We start from the raw sequence: 19,954 nt of genomic DNA, 5'->3' as shown, positions 1-19,954 counted from the left end.
CATTTCTATCCTACACTTGCTTTCTAGGTACGTTGTTGCGCTGAAGCGCTAGGTACGTTGTTGCGCTGAAGCGCTCTTCTCACAAATGGGATAAGAGCGCTTCAGCGCAACAACATACCTAATTCTTTAAAAATAAGCAGAACTGCTTTTAATTTTACTCTTAATTGAACAGTGTTAGCTGATAATAGAAATAAAGCAAGAGGGTTTAAACTATGGCGGATCTTAGCAACATTCCAGTACATTTACTGTCTAGCGAACATTATCGCCAAATGATGGTTCGAGATGGCGATCGCCGCTACCGTGAATGGCATGGAGAATATCTCAGGCATCAAAACCAATTCCTGAACGACCACAAAAATCGAGTTCAGGAAATTGAGGATTTACGTAAGGAAATTTACGCAGATCATAAACGTCGTTCTCAAGAATCCCGCCAAGAATTTTTACGCTATCAGAATAAATTATTGGATGAAATGCGTCGTTGCTATAACGATTAATATCCCAGCAAAGCCGATCGCGATCGACCTCTTGATTAAATTGTTGTGCTTCCCGATAGGAATTAGTAAATTGTAGCGGAACTTGGGCAGTAATTGGCGCAAACTCCAAAGCTTATAACTGAATTTCAGCAACTATATAATTGCCAAATTCATTAAGATTAAAAGCCGGAAAATCGAAGGCTAATAATATATCTGTAGGAACATCGGCTCTAAGATTTGGTAAAGAAATTATTTGGTAATCCGTTACTGTTAAAGGTAAATATTCAGGACGAAACTGGCAAATATTTTTTAATTTAACGCCTTCAAGCAAATTTAATTTTAAACTAGCATTTGTCACGGCGATTTGTTGCACTACTTGTAATTGTTCTTGTAATTGAGGTGTTAATTAGATAGGCTGGTCAGCATAAATAAAAGTACCTTTGCCGCGATCGCTTAAACTCACCAATAACCCTGAATTAAAATCAGCAGCATCCCCTAAACCTACAGTACAAAGCATCATACCTTGTGCTGCCATATTTTCGGCTTGTAAAATTAGCGATTCAAAGTTCTCTAAAACATCTCCTTGTTGACTAGTTGGATATCCATCTGTAATCAAAATTCCGACTTTTGTTTGAATTGTTTCTGAAGATAATGTAGAATGAATCCAGTTTAAAGCTAAATCAGTTCTGGTGACACCTTCAGCAACTAAAGTATTTAAAATAGTCGGTAAATTTCCCAGTTCAACACTTGGTAAATTTTTGGCTAAAGGAGTTACCCAATCAGCAAATCCGGCGATGGATAGGCGATCGCAAGGTCGTAATTGTGCGACTAATGATTGACAAGCTGCTTTCGCTTTTTCCCATTTTTCCCCTTGCATAGAAGCGCTAGTATCTAAAGCGATCGCTAATTGTAAAGGCAAAGTTTGCGGTTCTTGCTTAGTTGTAGTTTGATTTTCTAAAGGTAGAATTCGCACTCTTAAAATGTGTTCTGAGAGTTGCGAACTAAGTTTAATCGGACGAGCCCAAGCAACTTGTAGGTTGAACATATTTATTCACTAATTGAGACATTTGTCATTTGTTATTTGTCATTTGTCATTTGTCATTTGTTAACCTTTTGACCAATGACCAAGGACTAATGACCAGGATTAAAATAAAAGTTGGGCTGCTGCTTGAATTCTGGCGATCGCTTCGATCGATCGGGGTAAAATTGGCAAGCGAATAATTGTTTGATTTGGAAATATGTTTGCATCTATTTCACTAACTGAATTATAACGATTATGAACGATGTAACGCTGTGAAACCTCCATTTTTTCCAAAGATTCAGTTAACCGCACTTGTTCGGCAATAATTGCTGCTTCCGCTTGAATCACGCCAATAAATTCTGTATGTTGCGGGTTTTTCAACTTTTTCTGTGCTTGGATAACTTGTTGGCGCAAATTTCTTAACCGACTCATTAAATCAACTCTACCTAACACAGCTTGATATTTCATCCACAGTTTAAAAATCCAAGCTAACCAATCTGCTAATGCGGTTGGCATTTCCAAAAATCGCAATAAATGACCTGTTGGCGCAGTATCTAAAATAATTAAATCGTTTACTATTTAATAATTCCATAACCGTAATTAGCGATAACATTTCATCAATTCCCGGTAAAGCTTGGGCAACAATTTGCCGCCAAGCTTGGGGAGTGTAAGCAATTTTGATTGCGCCTTCCTCCGTTCCTTCGCCGCTAATCATTTCGGCTAATTCCCAAAGATAATCATTACGAAATTTTTCCAAAACTATCTCAGCGTCGATTTCTTGACCGCTTAAATTAGGCAGAATTTGAGTTGGTTCATGTCCTAATTGTGTGCCAAAAGCATCGCCTAAAGAATGAGCAGGATCGATCGAAATCATCCGAATATTTTTTTCAGGATAGCGATTTGCTAACGCCCAACCGATCGCAGCTGCTACCGTAGTTTTTCCCACTCCTCCTTTCCCGCCAACCAGTATTAACTGTCTTTCTTCAGCAATAAAATCGCTGAAATTGGGAGGCACTTTTTCCGGTCATTTTATCTCAGGTGGAGTGCAGCTAATCGCACTACTCCTGATAAAAAATCGGCTGATAATAAAGAGAATTCTGAAACAAGTAAGTTTGAAACCTTTTTTCTGGAATATTAATAATAAGTACGTAGTTGCGCTTCAGCGCTCTTATCTCCGAGATAATAAGAGCGCTGAAGCGCAACTACGTACCTAATCTTCTGCTTCTTCCATTGCTTGAATTTGCAGCAACAGTTCTTCTTCTTGAATCTCAAACTCTTCTTCGGAAATATCACCCAAATCAAAGGTTAATTGCAAGGCTAATAATTGCTTTTGCAAATTCTCTTTATCATTTAATTCGGTATTGGCGCGTTCTGAAAGTTGTTCTCCAATCCAAAAAATTCCACTCAGCGGCGCTGAAACAGGAAATGTTAATAGTTTAAGCAGCGTCATCATAAGTAAACCTCTACTTTCATTTATACTGATTATTCAAGTTGAGCAAATGTATAAGGAGCAGTAAAATTGTTGTACCGAATTCGTAGACGATCGCCAAATTTTTGATCGATCGCATCTACCCTTTCACTAAAATTCGCTTCGCTATCCCAAGGAATCAAATAAGCCGTATTGTAAATCATTTCTTCCGTCATTGTATCATTTTCAATCACTTCTTCTGCTAAAATATCCAATTCATTCCGAAACGTATTAATAACTTCTTCCTTGCGAAGTTGCAAACCTTCTTCTATTATTTTGCCTATTTCGATTACTTCCTCCATTCTTAAAGTTTTACCTTCCAACATATCCCGTTTTTGCTTTAAACTAGGATTTGATACTAACAACGCTTGCATTTCCGAATTGCTATTCCAAAATACCTTAACACTAACTTCTCGTTGTCCACTTAACTTGACAAATAACTGTTCCAATTTTTCCTTATAAGGATTGATCAAGTGATTGGTAACTGCTTCCCAATCTTTCACTACCAATCCAAAACGTAGCGGTAAAAGGTTAGGAAAACCTTCACTCATTGCTTGTTCTAACACTTTCTCATGACACAAAAGATTCCGCCGAGATGTTAAATATTTTTCTGGTTTTGCTTCCGAATACAAAAAGTTAAATCCGTTGAAATGGGAGTATCAACCCAACAGAAGGTCTAGAAATTGGGTGGCGACAATCAGGGAACAGCGCCGGAAAGTTACCGATTTACTCCAAGAAAGTCCTAGCCTAAAATCTAGCTTAGATGAAATATTGAAAAAAGCTTGGGCTGATGGCAGAGACTTAGCTGTTCGGGAAACATTAATGGAACTGCGAACTTTTCCGTCTGAGATTTCTTATACTTGGCAAGAAATAGAAAACCCTGATTTCTTTCCGGGAGTTATGAGCGATTCAGACACAGACTTGCTGAATTAAACACCCTTCATAAAAGCTGTATCTCAATTTCTCTTTATACCAAAATTCTGGCCCATTGACTGCAATAAAATTAGCTCTAGCTTGTGCTGCTACTGCTTTTGCTAACAAAGTTTTGCCAGTTCCCGGTGGTCCCCAAAGCAGAATCCCACGCGGCGAAACTGCTTTCATCTGTTGATAAAGTTCGGGATAAAGTAACGCACCTTCTACAGATTCTTGCAAAATGGCTTTGATATTTTCTAACCCACCAATTTGATCCCAAGTAACATTTGAAGTTTGAATTGTTACCGGACGCAACACCGAAGGTTTCACATCTTGCAAAGCTCCCAGAAAGTCTTGATGCTCAATCCACAAATTTTCGGGTAGGGCGGGGTCATCTAGGGAAGGATTGACTCGGTGTAAGGCATTATACGCTGCTTTTTGGCAAAGGGCGCGTAAGTCTGCGCCGACAAAACCGATCGCCAAATCTGCAATTGCCTCCAAATTCACCGTAAAAGCCAAGGGCATGGTCTGCGTGTGAATCTGTAAAATTTCTAACCTGCCGTTGCGATCGGGAACGCGAAAACACACCTCTCGATCAAACCTACCCGGACGACGCAACGCCGGATCGACATGATCGGGACGATTAGTAGCAGCTAAAACAATCACCCCATTTAATTGAGCAAAGCCATCCATCAAACTGAGAAGTTGTGCTACTACCCGCTTTTCCACTTCCCCCTCAACTTTGCTGCGTTCGGGAGCCAAACTATCAATTTCGTCAATAAATATCAAACAAGGTGCAGAGGTTGAAGCTTTTTGGAAAACTTGCCGCAAGCGTAACTCCGCCTCACCATAATATTTACCAATAATTTCGGGGCCAGCAATAGCTATATAATTTACCCCCAACTTTTCCGCCTACACTCGCACCGTCAAAGTTTTCCCCGTTACAGGAGTAAGTCCACCAAGCGACCCACTACCTTTTCCACCAGACTGAGCGGATTGCTGTTGAGAACCTGATTGGTTGCCTTTTGAGGGGGGCTTGCTTCCCAGCAAGGCCCCCAGTTTGAGAAGTTGATTTTGAGGCCATAAGTTTAGAATTTTGGAGTTGTAAGTAATCTATAAGATGTGCGGCATCGACACCATTCGATGTGGTAATGGAAATTGTATGAAGTCCTTTTTGTAAGGCTCCTAGCGGGATTTGGCTCTGCTTAGGTTTGCCTTTTTCTGTGTTAGCTGTTTGGGCAATAAGTTGCCCGTCTAAAAATAAAAAATCTTCGCCAGAGCCGTAGCGATCGTAAGCTCCTGCTAAATGCGCCCAAGAATTTTGCCTAGCTACAGACCCAGTTATCACCTGCCAAAATCCCTTGGGTTGCCCAGTTCCCAACCAAAATTGCCATTGTCGCGCCGGATTAATGCAAAACAAATAACCTTTGCGTCCGGCTAAGGGAGAACCGCCAACTGATGTCAGTATACATTGATAACCACTACCACCCTAAACCATCACCCACATTTCAGTAGATCGCTTTGCTCAATCGTACTTCATTATGCGATCGCAAACTATATAAACCAATATTAAGAAATGATTTTGTACAAGCCTCTTTCCTTCTACCTTCTTTTACTAGTGCAGCGCCGCAGAAATAACCACTAATTAGGGTTTGCTGAATAAAGGTAAAAAGTAAGATAGGCAAGGGTGAAAGCGACTTTTTTGCTCAAAACAAGTGCAAAAGGCTTTATTGACCTTTTGGCGCTTTTATCCTGGCTTTTTTCCAGGAAATTGTAGGGACACGGCATGAAAGAGATAACGGTAAGAATTGCAAATATTAATGATGCCGTGTCCCTACCCCCACCAACTTTTTAGAGGAAAAAGGTAAGTTTTTGCTATTGCTCTCACCAACTGCCTTTGACTACATTCTGTTAGTAGCCAAGTTGATCTTGCCAAAGTCCAAACTCAATCACTATAATTGCGAATAAAGCTCTTTATCTCAATCAAACGATCTAACAGTTTTCAGTTAGAGTACACCTCAGAAACACGGTCTTTTTGCCGAACCGATATTCTTAGTACTCTGATTAAAAAAGACTGTAATTTTAGCTAATTGTTCTGCACCAAACTTAGTTAGTATTAGATTTTACAGACCCGATGTCAGAAAAAATTATTCTCTAAGCAAAATAGGGTATTAAATTTCCCAAATCTACATTTTAGCAGGCTAAATATGAACAAACCGACCTGTATTGAAAGTAAGTCGTCAGAAAGTTATGTAGGGAGGATAAAATTTAAGATGACGGCGAAACAAGATTGCTTGTATTTATCGGTATTTTTGCTGCTTTTTCCTTTAAACTTAGGTTTTGGTGCGGATTTGAGAAAAGTTGAATCACCACTACAAGACTCAAGTCAAATTAACCAAAATTTACCTATAAAAATTAGCTCTGTTCCCACTCCTCCTCCCGGTAGACCGGGTAGACCAAGGGGGGGTACTGGTGGCGGGGGAACCAGAGGAGGATGTCCGCAAGATGTAAATTTAAATTTCCAGCCAGATATCACCCTATTAATCCCTAATAATAAAGAGGGGTTAACAGTGGAGAAATATCCTACTTTTTTTGTGTTCGTGCCGCAAACAAAATCTAAGACAGGAGAATTTGTTTTATACGATCGCACTGAAAAACAATTAGTTTATCAAACAACTTTCGAGTTAAGTGGCATTCCTGGTATTATCAGCATACAACTACCCAAAGACAAACCACCTCTAAAGATAGATAATAATTATGAGTGGCGTTTTTTATTACATTGTAAGCCGAATGACGATCGCTCGGAAGATATCATAAAAAGTGGAGAAATTAAGCGAGTAGCGCCTAATGAAGCGATCGCTAAAATTCAAGGAAATCCTAACTCTTTAGAAAAAGCGCGAGTTTATCAACAAAACAATCTTTGGTATGATGCTCTGCAAACTGTAGCTGAACTGCGCCCGAAAACTGGTATGAATTCTAATGCAGCGACTATGTGGGAAGAACTCCTACAAGCAGAAAATTTAAAAGAAATAGTTTCCTATCCCTTGATTGATTGTTGCAAACCAGCCAAATAGCGCTAAATTCGGAAAAAGTGAGCATGAAACTCCAAAAGCTACGGCAATTATTGAGTGAATGGCGGGGAGTGTTAATCACCGTACCAACAGTAGCTTTACTTGTGATTGCATTGCGAGGAATAGGACTTTTGCAGCTGTTGGAGTTAGCCACACTTGATAGTTTTTTTCGCTGGCGACCACAAGAACCAACAGATTCTCGGATTTTGTTGGTAGAAATTACGGAAACAGATATTAAAAAGTTGCGTCAATGGCCGATTTCCGATCGCAAATTAGCCGAATTATTGCTGAAAATCAAAAAATTTCAGCCGAGAGTAATCGGCTTAGATATTTATCGAGATTTGCCTGTTGAACCGGGAGGTAAAGAATTAGTTTCCTTGTTTGAAACCACACCTAACTTAATTGGAATTACCAAAATTGGCAATGAAAAAAATTCAGTTGCTCCTCCACCTACCTTGGACAAGTTAAATCAAGTTGCTGCTAGCGACATCCCATTCGATGCCGATGGTAAAGTGCGTCGCGCTTTCATATCTCTTGAAAAACAAAAAAATAAATCAATTTCCTCTCTAGGTGCAGAATTGGCTGATAGGTACTTAGAGAAACAGGGGATTAATTTTGAAGCAATAGATAATAACTTAAGTATTTATAAGTTAGGAAAAGCTGAAGTATATCCATTGACGGAAAATTACGGCGGTTATATAAATTTAGATTCGGGTGGATACCAAGTTTTATTAAATTTTCGCTCTCATAAATGCCGAGGGAAAAAACAGCAAAAAGATTGCAGAATTTTTGAAACTGTTTCCATAAGTGATGTACTAAAAAATCAAGTTTCTGGCGAGCTAATCCGCGATCGCGTTGTGTTAATTGGTTCAAATGCAGAAAGTGTCAAAGATAGCTTTTTTACTCCTTATAGTTTTAATATATTAGAACCTACACCAGGAGTAGAAATTCACGCAGAACTGAGCAGTCAACTTATTAGTGCTGCTTTAGATGGACGTGCTTTAATTAAATCTTGGTCGGAAGAATGCGAAATATGTTTGATTGGGGTTTTTTCGGCTGTGGGCGCAATTTTAGGATTTCATTTATTACGAATTCGTTGGAAAATAATTAGTATTTTGTTGGTGGGAGTATCGATTGTTGGTAGTAGTTACATTGCTTTTCTTTTCGGATGGTGGATTCCGGTTATACCTTCTTTGTTAGCTTTAATTTGCTCGGAAGTTGGCATCACAGCTTATATTAATTATATTGAACGACAAGATCGATTAACAGTAATGACTTTGCTCGGTCAGCACGTTAGCCCCAAAATTGCTCAAGCTGTTTGGAGCGATCGCCATCAGTTACTAAGAGAAGGACAATTGTTGGGACAAAAAATGACAGCAACAGTGTTATTTACTGATATTAAAGGTTTTACAACTATTACAGAAAAAACTGAGCCAGAAACTTTAATGTTTTGGCTCAATGATTATATGAAAGTCATGTCTCAAGTAGTGATAGATAACGATGGTGTGGTGGATAAATTTATTGGCGATGCGGTAATGGTTGTATTTGGTGTTCCCATTCCTAGAACTACAGAAAAAGAAATTGCTCAAGATGCGATCGCAGCAGTTAATTGTGCCGTAGAAATGGGCGAAAAATTGCAACAACTCAATCAGCAATGGCAAGAAAAACAACTTCCTGTAGTGATGATGCGTGTAGGAATTGCTACGGGAACTGTAGTAGCGGGAAGTTTAGGCTCTCGTCAAAGATTGAACTATACAACTATTGGCGATACTGTTAACATAGCTGCTCGCTTGGAAAGTTACGATAAATCCTTAGAGAGTAACATTTGTCGAATTTTAATTAGCGGACAAACTTACGAATATATTAAAGATAAATTTACCACAGAATTTATTGGTTCCGTACAACTGAAAGGAAGAGAACAATCTGTCGATGTTTACCAAGTTTTAGGTAAAAATAGTAATGCAAAATAACCACTAGAGCGCCAGTCGGGTAAAAAATCTGGACAGAAAAACCAACATAAATATGCTGTATGGATATTACCAAGGATCTCCAATTAAAGTAAATCCCGCCCAATAATAAGGGTGAGAAAAGTCTATTTCACTCGGAGCAATTTCTGAAGGTAGCGATACCGCTGCCCCACGAGAAATTAACAATTGTCCGGTTCTCAAGGTAACACTTCCTTTCAACATGGCAATTTGAGCTTCCCTAATAGCGTGAGCGCGAGTTTTTCCTAGCTTTAATTGTGCGTAAAATTCGACCATTAATCCTAATGTTCCCACATCACTGCTAGACCAAAGACTTGCTATTGCAGATTTGGCTCCGGTTTGTAATCCTAATGATGCAAAACCTAATTCAGCTTGTTCATCTCCCACCGCCGTATTGCAAGCAGAGAGAACTAACAATTCTATTTCCTGTTTTTTCAATTGGAGTTTTTCTATTTCAGGAAACCGTAATTTAGTATCCCAAAATTGAATGAAAGCATTGTTGCGATCGCCTTTGTCAAACCCAGCATGAGTGGCTAAGTGAACTATTTTAAATTTGGGAGTATTTCTGAGAGTGATAAAACTGTCCAAGGTAAATTTTTCATTGAGAATTGATTGATTCGGATATGAGTTATTACTAGTAATATTAGTTAACTCAAGGGGGACTCCCGGTAAAGGATTTAACTCTGGGGCATTAGGAAATTCTGATGCGCCCATTGCTAGGATTGGCGTATTAGAAATATTACTGTAGCGAGGTAGTGTTAAGCTAAAGCTGGGCATGATGCCAAGACTATATTTTTCGATCAGAAATTGCTTTCCGTCATGCAGTGCGGCAAATGGTAGAGAGCGAATCCCCCTATCTGGAATGAAGACAATATGGTTGATACCTTCCTTCTGTAAAGTTGGCTCAATTGGTGCAATTAGTAATTGATATAATTTCTGAGCAGCATTCAGGTATTGATCGGGCGCAATATCTCGATAGGGAATTGTTATTCCTTCCCGCATTTCCTTAACTAAGGCTTCTACTTCCTGTCGTTTAGTATTAGGTATTGGTAAATTAATGTTTATGCCCTTGCTAGTTAATAAAATTAAATTTGCCGGATCTTCAGGGTTGCGATCGCATAATTTCTGTTGCTCTTCTGTCTGTTCTAGATTTTCCCTAGATTGAGATAATGGACAAATTAAAACACTGTTGGTTCCTAATTTGCGGCGATTGAATACAATATAAACCAAAGCAGTTTTAACACCAGTTTCTTGTTCATTTTCCCGCAATCTTGTGACAATTTCTGATATTGTTTGAATTCGCGTCACTGGAGGTTGACCTAAATACACTTCGTATTCTCGCGTGAAAAATTCTTCAATCGCAGCGATCGATGTGTCTAGTTCTAAATTAGCAGCGGAATTTATAATTGGTTGAGGTGCAGGGTTTTCTTGGGGAGTTAGCGATCGCTCTACTTGATTAGATAGTTGTGGTTGTGGCTGCGGTTGTGGCTGCGGTTGTGGCTGTGGTTGTGGCTGCGGTTGTGGCTGCGGTTGTGGCTGTGGTTGTGGTTGCGGTTGTGGCTGCGGTTGCGGTTGCGGCTGCGGTTGTGGTTGTGGTTGTGGTTGTGGCTGCGGTTGTGGTTGTGGTTGTGGCTGCGGTTGTGGTTGTGGTTGTGGTTGTGGTTGTGGTTGCGGTTGTGGTTGCGGTTGTGGTTGCGGTTGTGGTTGCGGTTGTGGCTGCGGTTGTGGTTGCGGTTGTGGTTGCGGTTGTGGCTGCGGTTGTGGTTCTGGCTGCGGTTGCGGTTGCGGCTGTGGTTGCGGTTGTGGCTGCGGTTGTGGTTGTGGTTGCGGTTGCGGTTGTGGCTGCGGTTGTGGTTGTGGTTGCGGTTGCGGCTGTGGTTGCGGTTGCGGTTGTGGTTGCGGTTGTGGTTGTAGCGTGATCCCGTCATCAGTCACTAGTTGAATATCACCCCGCGAGAAGGAACGGGGAAAACTTTCGCCTTGCGCCAGTGTAGATGTTCCACTGGTGATAGCTCCAGCAGTTCCATTAGTGCTAGCATCGCCAATAATAAAAGGTGCGATCGGATCTACTCCATCTCCACCTGCATGACGAATTCTAATTGCACCACCACCCGCTCCCCCAGCAGTGGAAATGCTAGCATCTAGTCCATTGAGAGCCTGAAAACTACCCTTCGCTTGGAAAAATTGTTTACTAGTAATATCTACATTACCACCTTGACCGCTAGTTCCACCTTGAGCGTTAATATATTCAACTACGATATCAAAATCTGGATCGAGAAAAACATTACCACCATCACCTATAACAGCACTAGAATTAATTTTTCCAGCAGTAATCGCAGTTTGTGCTTTGACAGTAATATCTCCACCTTTACTATTACCTGAAGCCTTTAAGTCACCAGTTGTGACAGTTCCATTTATACTACTTGTACTATTAACAGTGATATTTCCACCCGCATTATTTTCTGAACTAGAAGTTAAATTGCCTGTGGTGATATTATTAAGAGCAGAAAGGTTTATCGCACCTCCATTTCCCGTAGTAGATGAAGAATCGAGATTAGCAGTTGTAACAGTACCATTGTTGCTAATTAGGCTAATATTACCACCTTTTGAAGTAAAATTAGCTGTGTTGATATTACCATTAGTGATTAAATTTACGCCAGCATTACCATTAGTTATGACATTGCCTTGCAAGGAAATTGTTCCTGTGCCTCCTGTGTATTGCAGACTATTAGCGTTAATATTTGAAGTAGCGGACAAGTTAGCCGCACTTTCTATTAAAATCGCACCAAGTTGTTGATTTGTTCCCCCACCGACGACACCATTAAAATTAACATTACCAGTTCCAGCAATCAGGGTTAAATTATTAGCTTCTCCTGCTTCGCTATCGACAGTCTTACCGAAAGTGATATTGCCATTACCTGTATTAAACACAGCATTTTCAGTCAGAGTAACGGGTGCGTTAAAAGTGAGGGAACTATTATTAGTTCTAATTCCACTAGCGACAAAAACATTATTAGCATTGGTAATTTCCAAATTACTTAAAGGAGTGCTACTACCAACAGCATCTTTAAATCGGATATTACCTGTACCTGCATTTAATTGCAATTGTTTTGTCCCATCCAATAAACCGTTAAAGTTAATATCTCCCGCGCCTGTACCTGTATTTAGGAAAACATCTGCATCTAGTACGATCTTATTGCCGATCGCAATATTTTGATTTTCTGTAGTAATATTTCCCTTTAAAGTAGTTGTAGCAGCATTCAATGTAATTGAAGCGTCACCTGTTCCAGTTAAATTACCATTCAGGTTAATTGTTCCATTTCCCGATCGAATCGTTACCGGATCGTTAAACGTACTGTTATTAATAGTAATTGTTCCCGTTCCATCTATTCTGCCAATAGTAATTGCACTAAAACCATTTTGCAGATTAGCTATTTCGGCAGCAGTTAAATCTAAAGCATCGGTGGTATTACTAGAATCACCAATAACAATATTTTGTTTGGCTGTTGCAGGTTCGAGTAAAATAGTATTATTCCCCGATACTGCACCATTAAAATCAATTTCACCTGCCCTTAAATTCAAAGGATAATCACCAGCATTCAAAGTAGAACCAAAGTAAATTTTAGCAGTTCCTGGATTGAAGGTAGTGTTGCCAATTAATGTGACTGGAGAACTAAAACTGATATCGTCATTCGTAGTATTCAGATTACCAGAAATGGAGACTGAGCCAATACCATTTTGCGTAAAAGCGCCATCTAAACTAAAGTTATCTGCTTGTAAAGTTAAGTCTTGTGTATTAGTAAGGGTGAGATTACCGTTATTAGTAGTAGTTAGAGTATTATTTAAATTCAGAGTACCAGTAGAGGTGATGTTGATATTTCCTGCTACTTTGGTGGTAGAATTAATATTAACATTTTGACCGTTGATATTTAAACTGCTCAGAGGGTTAGTATTGCCGATCGCTCCCGCAAATGCAACATTCCCAGTACCAGCATTAACAGTCAAATTACGGTTGCCTTCAACAGTACCAGAAAAACTGATATCTCCGGCACCAGTGCCAGTGGTAAAGTTCAGATCATTACCGAGAATAGAATTACCATTAATGGCGATATTTTGATTATTTGTAGTGATATTGGCGTTGAGGTTTATGGTTGCGGCGTTGAGGGTAATGGAGGCGTTGTCTGTACCAGTGAGTTGTGCGTTGAGGGCGATCGATCCTTGGGGAGAGCGTATAATTGTCGGATCGTTAAAAGTGATGGGATTTCCAATAGTTAAAGTTCCCGTTCCATCGATTCTGCCAATAGTAATAGAGTTAAATCCATCTTGAAACGGATCTAGATTTATTAGCGAAATATCTAAATTTTGACTAGGTGTAAAAGGCTGTAAAGTTAAAGTACCATTTTGACTAGATATTGAGTTATCTCCACCTACTAACTCAAATTTATTGCTAGTTAAATTAATGTCACCGCCACTGGTAGCGCCATTAGCATTGATATTCTCTGCAACGATATTAGTGGGGGAAGAAAGAGTAATAGCGCCTCCCATTCCATTCGTTGCACTAGAATCTAAGCTAACTAAGCTGGTATCAATTAGACCGCCAGTGCTAGTAATGGTGATCTTACCCCCATTTCCCGGAGAACCCTGACTAAAAGAAAAAATATCTGCTGTGATAATATCACCAGGAGCAGAAAGGGTAATTGCACCTCCATTACCTGTTGTAGAACTAGAATCAAGAGTGCCTGCACTAGTATCAATATTGCCGTTTGTGCTGATGATAGTTATTGCATTTCCGGGAGTGGTGATATTGCCAGTAGTGATATCTCCGTTTGCTTCTAGGGTAATGCTGGCATTACCCGTTCCAGTGATATTAGAAAATGATGTGTCGATCGAACCTTCGAGCGATCGTAATGTTACTGGAGATTTGAATGTAACATCACTTTCAAACCTAATTGCTAGACTATCAGTTCCATTACCGCTAATGCCGATAAAGTCAATCTTTCCATCATTTACAATAATATTTCCCGGATCTGGTAGCCATATTCCGTCATTCCCATTGGTTTGACTCCCTTGACCCCCACCAGTACCATAAATAGTAATGTTTCCCGTTCCTGTAATTTCCAACTTGGCATTATCATAAAGGTCAATGCCGTCATTGGAGAAGTTAGTCCCACTACCACCAATACCATTAAGGGCGATATCTCCATGATTGACGCTGACTGTAGCGGAATCTACAACTATCCCACTGTTCTTATTCGTACCATTGCCACCAGTACCAGTCAGAGCGATCACGCCTGTCCCCGTGCTTTTGACTTTGCTACTGTTTTGAATAGTGATACCTCTATTGAATTGTCCAGTACCATTACCACCCTTACCAGTGAAGGTAATATTTCCATCTGCTGTGTTGATATTGGAGTTTGAACTTAGGAATATCCCGTTGTTTTCATTCGTGCCAGTGCCGCCAGTGCCAGTCAGTTCGATCGATCCTGTCCCCGTACTCGTGAGTGCGCTATCGTCTTCAATATCGATGCCTCGGTTGCGGATTCCAGTCCCATTGCCACCAGTACCAGTGAGGGTGATATTTCCACCTGCTGTGTTGATCTTGGAGTTTGCATCTAGGAATATCCCAATGTTGTTATCCGTGCCAGTGCTGCCAGTGCCAGTAAGTGCGATCGCACCTGTCCCTGTACTTGTGAGTGTGCTAGTGTTTTGAATATTGATCCCTCGGTTGCTTTCTCCAGTTCCATTACCACCAACACCCATGAGGATCAGATTTCCACCTGCTGTGTTGAGTGTCGAGTTATCCAGGCGTATGCCGATATTATCATTTGTGCCAGTGCCACCATCGCCAGTAAGATTAATTGCACCCGTTCCAGTACTTTTCACTACAGCACTATTAAAGATATTAATGCCATAGTTATTAGTCTCGGTTCCATTAACACCACCCTTTCCTATCAAGCTAATACTTCCATTGACTGTACTAACTTCAGTATTTAAGTCAGAAATTCTGATTCCGTTGTTGTTGTTTGTGCCATCGCCACCAGTACCAGTCAGAGCGATCGCACCTGTCCCCGTGCTTTTGACTTTGCTACTGTTTTGAATAGTGATGCCTCCATTGAATTGTCCAGTACCATTACCACCCTTGCCAGTGAAGGTGATATTTCCATCTGCTGTGCTGATATTGGAGTTTGTATCTAGAAATATCCCGTTATTTTCATTCGTGCCAGTGCCGCCAGCGCCAGTAAGTGCGATCGCACCTGTCCCCGTACTTGTGAGTGTGCTAGTGTTTTGAATATTGATCCCTCGGTTGCGTATTCCAGTACCATTACCACCCTTGCCAGTGAAGGTGATATTTCCATCTGCTGTGCTGATATTGGAGTTTGTATCTAGAAATATCCCGTTATTTTCATTCGTGCCAGTGCCGCCTGTGCCAGTCAGCTCGATCGCACCTGTCCCCGTACTTGTGAGTGTGCTAGTGTTTTGAATATTGATCCCTCGGTTGCTTTCTCCAGTTCCATTACCACCCTTGCCAGTAAAGGTGATATTTCCATCTGCTGTGTTGATATTGGAGTTTGAACTTAGAAATATCCCGTTGTTTTGATTCGTGCCATTGCCGCCTGTGCCAGTCAGCTCGATCGCACCTGTGCCTGTGGTTGTGATTTCGCTACCATTTAGAATATTGATGCCTCGATTGCGTATTCCAGTTCCATTACCACCCTCACCAGTGAATGTGATATTTCCACCTGCTGAGTTGACTTTGGATTTTGAACTTAGAAATATCCCAAGGTTATCATCTGTACCGTTGCCGCCAGCGCCAGTCAGCTCGATCGCACCTGTCCCTGTACTTGTGATTGCGCTGCCTTGTTGAATATTGATGCCTCGGTTGCTTTCTCCAGTTCCATTACCACCCTTGCCAATCAGTTCAATCGTTCCACCTGTGTTGAGCGCAGAATTATCTATAAATATGCCAATATTGCTATTGGTTCCACCAGAACCACCTTTCCCATTGAGGATAATTGTGCCATTCCCAGCGCTATTGAGAATGCTCTTACCTTGAATATTAATGCCTCGGTTGCGTATTCCGGTGCCATCACCACCAATGCCAATCAGTTCGATTTTTCCGGCTTGAGCACCGTTTTCGCTGGGACTACCTGTGGATATCACACTATTACTATCGACGCTATCGGAGTTTCTAGGGTCACTCTGACCATTGTTACCAGCATTATCGTCTATATCTATAAATATCCCAATATTGTTATCTTTTCCAGAGCCACCTTTTCCCTTTAGGGTAATTGTGCCATTCCCGGTGCTATTGAGAGAGCTAGTGCCTTGAATGTTAATGCCACGGTTGCTGTTTCCAGTACCTTTGCCACCAGTGCCAGTGAAGGTGATATTTCCATTTGCTGAGTTGACACTGGATGAATTTATGTATATTCCTATGTTACTATCCGTGCCTGTACCAGCATCGCCAATAAGCTCGATCGCACCTGTCCCCGTACTTGTGATTTCGCTACCATTTTGAATATTGATGCCTCGGTTGCTTTTTCCACTCCCATTACCACCCTTGCCAGTGAAGGTGATATTTCCGTCTGCTGTTTTGATCTTGGAGTTATCTAGGAATATTCCGCTATTATCATCTATGCCAGTGCCACCAGTACCAATGAGGGTAATTGTTCCCGTTCCTGTAGTTGTTACTGCACCACTATTGTAAATAGCGATGCCGTAGTTTTGACTACCACCATTTCCTCCCATGCCTGTGAGATTAATGTTGCCTCCTCCAGCATTAATTGTTCCATTGTTGATACTAAGTGCGCCTGCACCACTATTATCAGCATCGGCATTCAGGGTAACTGCTCCCCCATTTGTCGTAATATTGTTATTAACATTAATATTGTTATTAGCTTGCGCTGTAATCCCAACTCCCGCCGCTGCAATATTAATCGGCGCACTAAAAGTAATGTCATTACTAGCTTGCAAAGTTACATTAGTAGTCGCCGCATCAATCAAAGCAGCATTAATTTTATTTTCACCATTATTAGGATCGCCAAATTCATCCACATCAGTCAATGCTGTAAACGAACCCCCACTTGATACGATCGTTATATCTGTTGGATCGAGCAACAGCATTCCTGCATTTCCATTTGCTGCTAAAGTATTAACATTTCCCTGAAAATCTAATGATTCTTTCCCCGAAACTTCAACAAATCCACCATCCCCACCCTGCATTCCACCCCGCGCTGTAATCGTCCCATAAAAACGGGTTGCTTCATCTCCCCAAACAATTACTTTTCCGCCATTTCCCAGAATCAAACTATCAACCGAAATCACCGAATCTTTACTCACAAAAGTCCGCGCCGCATTCGGTAAAGCACCTTTCCCCTGATAATCTCCACCTACACGGACAACACCACCGCCATTAGTCCCAGAAGCGTTGATATTACTACTAATAACCCCAACTTTACCACCTAAAATATTAACCGAACCACCAATTCCCCCCTTGCTAAATGGGGGTGTGGATACGTTAATATTGCCAGAAGCAATAGCTGTATTACCTTCTTGCGGTATCCTAATTCCCGAACCAATTAATTCTACACTTCCATCTTGATTGACTTGCACCCCCGTTGCATTTCCCCCGCTTCCTCCAGTTAACATTTGCGGTAAAGATGCAATTGACAAAGGAAAATTATTCGGTAAATTGCTGTTATTTCCAATTGGTTGAATTTCTAAACTCAGCAAAAATCCCGCCTGACTCAATCGCACTAAACTAGAACCAGGAACCGCCGCAATTGTAATATTACCTTCGGGTGCTGTTAATTGTCCGGTATTAATTACTGTACCCGCAAGTAAAGTTAAATCTTGCCCTAATCCCACGCTTAAATTCCCGGAATTAATAATGCTTCCGGGTTGATTCATCGTAAAAGCAAAAACGTTGGGTTTGCCAATTAATTCCGCATAATTATTAGTCCCAACAGCATTAAACCAATTATTGCCAAAACCAATCCCATTCGCAGTCGTCGCTGTAAAAGCTGCGGGAACATTTAAACTAGCATTTGCCCCAAAAACAATCCCCGATGGATTCATTAAAAATAAGTTAGAATTGCCTCCAGTAACTCGAATCAATCCGTTAATATAAGAAACATTGCCACCGTTTATTCTGGCTAAAATATTCTGGATTTCCGGTCGAGATAGGAAGTTAGCAATTTGACCTTGACTTAATCCGAATTCAGTAAAACTATGAAATAAATTAGCGTTATCTTTTGAGGTACTTCCGCCAGTAATGTCAAATTGATTACCATTTTTCGGCGTTACTACTGTGCCAGTACCATCTTTGGCTGGGATAATTGGCTGGGCAGCGGCTGGTAAGATGAAGGGGAGATGGCTGGGAAAAGTTAGGGCTAAAGCACTTGCTAAAGATTGGTAAAACCAAAATATCCTTCTTTGGATAGATGCCATACTGCCTCTGATTTAAATGATGCTTTTTGTTGGTTAGCTTTTAATGGGTACTAATAATAGATGGGTGTCATTTTGAGAGATTATGCAGGAATTTGTGTCCGGTTCGATAAACATTGCATGGTAAGGGCGGTTTTGTCTAGATATTGTTTGTGAGAATCAAGGATTGTCCTCTAAACCCGCCCCTACAATTAAACAAACTAGGAGTTACGCAAGTGTCACAAGAACTAAACAATGTTCTCGGTACTTTGTTGCTTATAACTCTGGTTTTTTGCCTAAGCTTTAAAACTGTTTTACACTACTTTTCAATTAACTGACAAGATCGTAGTTTGCTGACTGGAAAAATATTTTATATTAGTCAATAATGTTACTTAAAATTTGTCAAAAACACTTATATCGACTTGATTAACCATAATGTAGAGACGTTCTGATTCCGATCTGGCGGCAGTGGAGGTAGAACCTCCTAGACTTCGTTCCATTTGTTGAACCTGGGAACGAGAAACACGAGAACGAGAAACACGAGAAACGAGAAAAGGGGATAACTGAGATCTTGCATCAGGAGGCAGAGCCTCTATTTTTCGTTCCCTGGTTGAACCTGGGAACGAGATGTACGAGATGTGGGAGGTTCTACCTCCTTTGAGTGCAAGATCTGGGATAAGCGATCGAAAAAATTGCTCTCGTCAATTATTATATTGATTTGTTACACTCAATCTGAGTTATTGATCGCAATTCATCTCCTGCCGTCGTAGGGGTAATTCATGAATTACCCCTACGACGGGGAGATCAGGAGTTACTGCAACAACTATACAGTTTTTTTAACAATAATATAACCACTGACATACTTTGTACCATCAGGCAATGTTGCCCACATCCACTCTACATCTTCATTATCATTTAGTTCAACGCTGATAATGCGATTAGCTGGGAGATTAGAGGATAAAACTAATGTTGGTTGAGGTGCAAACACTGTGCGCTTTTTCTGATTTTCTGTCATAGATATTCGATCGCTGACTCGATAGAATTTGCCTTGATTCTAAACAACTTATAAATATGTTTTTAAAATAGTGGAGTTTAGACTATCGCAATACAACCGCAATAATCTAAACTTCCAATACTTAAGATTCGAGGCTACAATTGGGAAATTTCCCCAATCTATTTGCTTCCACAATTGCATTACGACATTCGAGCATACTTGCGCCAGTTTTTCGAGAAAGTTCTTTTAAGTTTATTAATGGAGAAGAATCTTGCGGCGCTTCCAAATATAATTGGTAAGCAACATCCAGCAGTTTCCAGTTAATGGTTAAAGGCGTAACAGTGTTATCAATTAATGGTTTAACAGCCGCTTGCATTAGGTCAAACATAAGTCTATAAAAAGTATTTTCTAAATTTCAATTCTATATATGCCAAATTTCCGCCGCTTTCATCATCTATCTTGTGGCAATTTCGGTTTGTTTCAAAAGATGTAAATTTTGCAGCAGTTTTTTACTTCTTAGGGCAGACTGGAAAGAGGTGCCGGATATATAAGCAGAGGCAGAAGCGATCGCCCTTGTCAAGAAGACTGCTATGCTGTAGGCAAT

General features: G+C 40.5%; 11 protein-coding genes and 3 pseudogenes. 4 read left to right on the top strand and 10 right to left on the bottom strand.

Annotated elements, in window-relative coordinates:
• Window positions 1–212 precede the first annotated feature (212 nt).
• A complete protein-coding gene (locus tag ACE1CI_RS31535; protein ID WP_413261249.1) occupies window positions 213–494 on the top strand; it encodes a hypothetical protein in 282 nt (93 codons plus the stop codon).
• A gap of 112 nt (window positions 495–606) precedes the next feature.
• Here the strand turns inward: ACE1CI_RS31535 and ACE1CI_RS31530 are convergent, their stop codons facing one another.
• From ACE1CI_RS31530 to gvpF, 5 genes and pseudogenes are all read right to left on the bottom strand, one after another.
• Window positions 607–846, bottom strand: coding sequence for a hypothetical protein (locus ACE1CI_RS31530; RefSeq protein WP_413261250.1), 240 nt, complete (start codon window positions 844–846; stop codon window positions 607–609).
• 33 nt (window positions 847–879) lie between these two features.
• Window positions 880–1,518 (bottom strand): vWA domain-containing protein, encoded by a 639-nt coding sequence (locus ACE1CI_RS31525; RefSeq protein ID WP_413261251.1) that lies wholly within the window; start codon window positions 1,516–1,518, stop codon window positions 880–882.
• Between the two features lie 99 nt (window positions 1,519–1,617).
• A pseudogene (locus tag ACE1CI_RS31520) lies at window positions 1,618–2,518 on the bottom strand (ArsA family ATPase); the annotation flags it as partial.
• Window positions 2,519–2,704: 186 nt separating this feature from the next.
• Window positions 2,705–2,947, bottom strand: coding sequence for a gas vesicle protein GvpG (locus ACE1CI_RS31515; RefSeq protein WP_496615959.1), 243 nt, complete (start codon window positions 2,945–2,947; stop codon window positions 2,705–2,707).
• Between the two features lie 29 nt (window positions 2,948–2,976).
• Window positions 2,977–3,609 (bottom strand): annotated as a pseudogene (gene gvpF, locus ACE1CI_RS31510) (gas vesicle protein GvpF); the annotation flags it as partial.
• A gap of 40 nt (window positions 3,610–3,649) precedes the next feature.
• Between gvpF and ACE1CI_RS31505 the strand changes: the two are divergent.
• Entirely contained in the window at window positions 3,650–3,895 is a 246-nt protein-coding gene (locus ACE1CI_RS31505) for a DUF29 family protein (RefSeq protein WP_413264891.1), read from the top strand.
• Here ACE1CI_RS31505 and ACE1CI_RS31500 read toward each other — a convergent pair.
• Window positions 3,872–4,822 (bottom strand): annotated as a pseudogene (locus tag ACE1CI_RS31500) (AAA family ATPase); the annotation flags it as partial. The gene ACE1CI_RS31505 and the pseudogene ACE1CI_RS31500 sit on opposite strands and share 24 nt — an antisense overlap.
• Before the next feature lie 22 nt (window positions 4,823–4,844).
• Complete coding sequence (locus tag ACE1CI_RS31495) at window positions 4,845–5,339, bottom strand: LamG-like jellyroll fold domain-containing protein (RefSeq protein ID WP_496615972.1); 495 nt, start codon at window positions 5,337–5,339, stop codon at window positions 4,845–4,847.
• Between the two features lie 742 nt (window positions 5,340–6,081).
• Between ACE1CI_RS31495 and ACE1CI_RS31490 the strand changes: the two genes are divergently transcribed.
• The gene (locus ACE1CI_RS31490) at window positions 6,082–6,948 is read left to right on the top strand and encodes a DUF928 domain-containing protein (protein ID WP_496615958.1); all 867 of its coding nucleotides are present in this window, start codon (window positions 6,082–6,084) and stop codon (window positions 6,946–6,948) included.
• A gap of 23 nt (window positions 6,949–6,971) precedes the next feature.
• Window positions 6,972–8,915 (top strand): CHASE2 domain-containing protein, encoded by a 1,944-nt coding sequence (locus ACE1CI_RS31485; protein ID WP_496615957.1) that lies wholly within the window; start codon window positions 6,972–6,974, stop codon window positions 8,913–8,915.
• A 66-nt stretch (window positions 8,916–8,981) separates the two neighbouring features.
• Here ACE1CI_RS31485 and ACE1CI_RS31480 read toward each other — a convergent pair whose 3' ends face one another.
• From ACE1CI_RS31480 to ACE1CI_RS31470, 3 genes are all read right to left on the bottom strand, one after another.
• On the bottom strand, window positions 8,982–18,380 hold the full coding sequence (locus tag ACE1CI_RS31480; protein WP_413264888.1) for a CHAT domain-containing protein: 9,399 nt from the start codon (window positions 18,378–18,380) through the stop codon (window positions 8,982–8,984).
• A 799-nt stretch (window positions 18,381–19,179) separates the two neighbouring features.
• A complete protein-coding gene (locus tag ACE1CI_RS31475) occupies window positions 19,180–19,371 on the bottom strand; it encodes a hypothetical protein (RefSeq protein WP_413264887.1) in 192 nt (63 codons plus the stop codon).
• A 121-nt stretch (window positions 19,372–19,492) separates the two neighbouring features.
• Entirely contained in the window at window positions 19,493–19,738 is a 246-nt protein-coding gene (locus ACE1CI_RS31470) for a hypothetical protein (RefSeq protein ID WP_413264886.1), read from the bottom strand.
• Between the last annotated feature and the right edge of the window lie 216 nt (window positions 19,739–19,954).

Origin of the sequence: Floridaenema flaviceps BLCC-F50, assembly GCF_041929275.2 — a bacterium.
In the GTDB taxonomy this organism is placed as follows: Bacteria; Cyanobacteriota; Cyanobacteriia; order Cyanobacteriales; family Aerosakkonemataceae; genus Floridanema; species Floridanema flaviceps.
The sequence above is the reverse complement of the archived record's forward strand: the minus strand, read 5'-3'. Positions and strand labels throughout refer to the sequence as shown.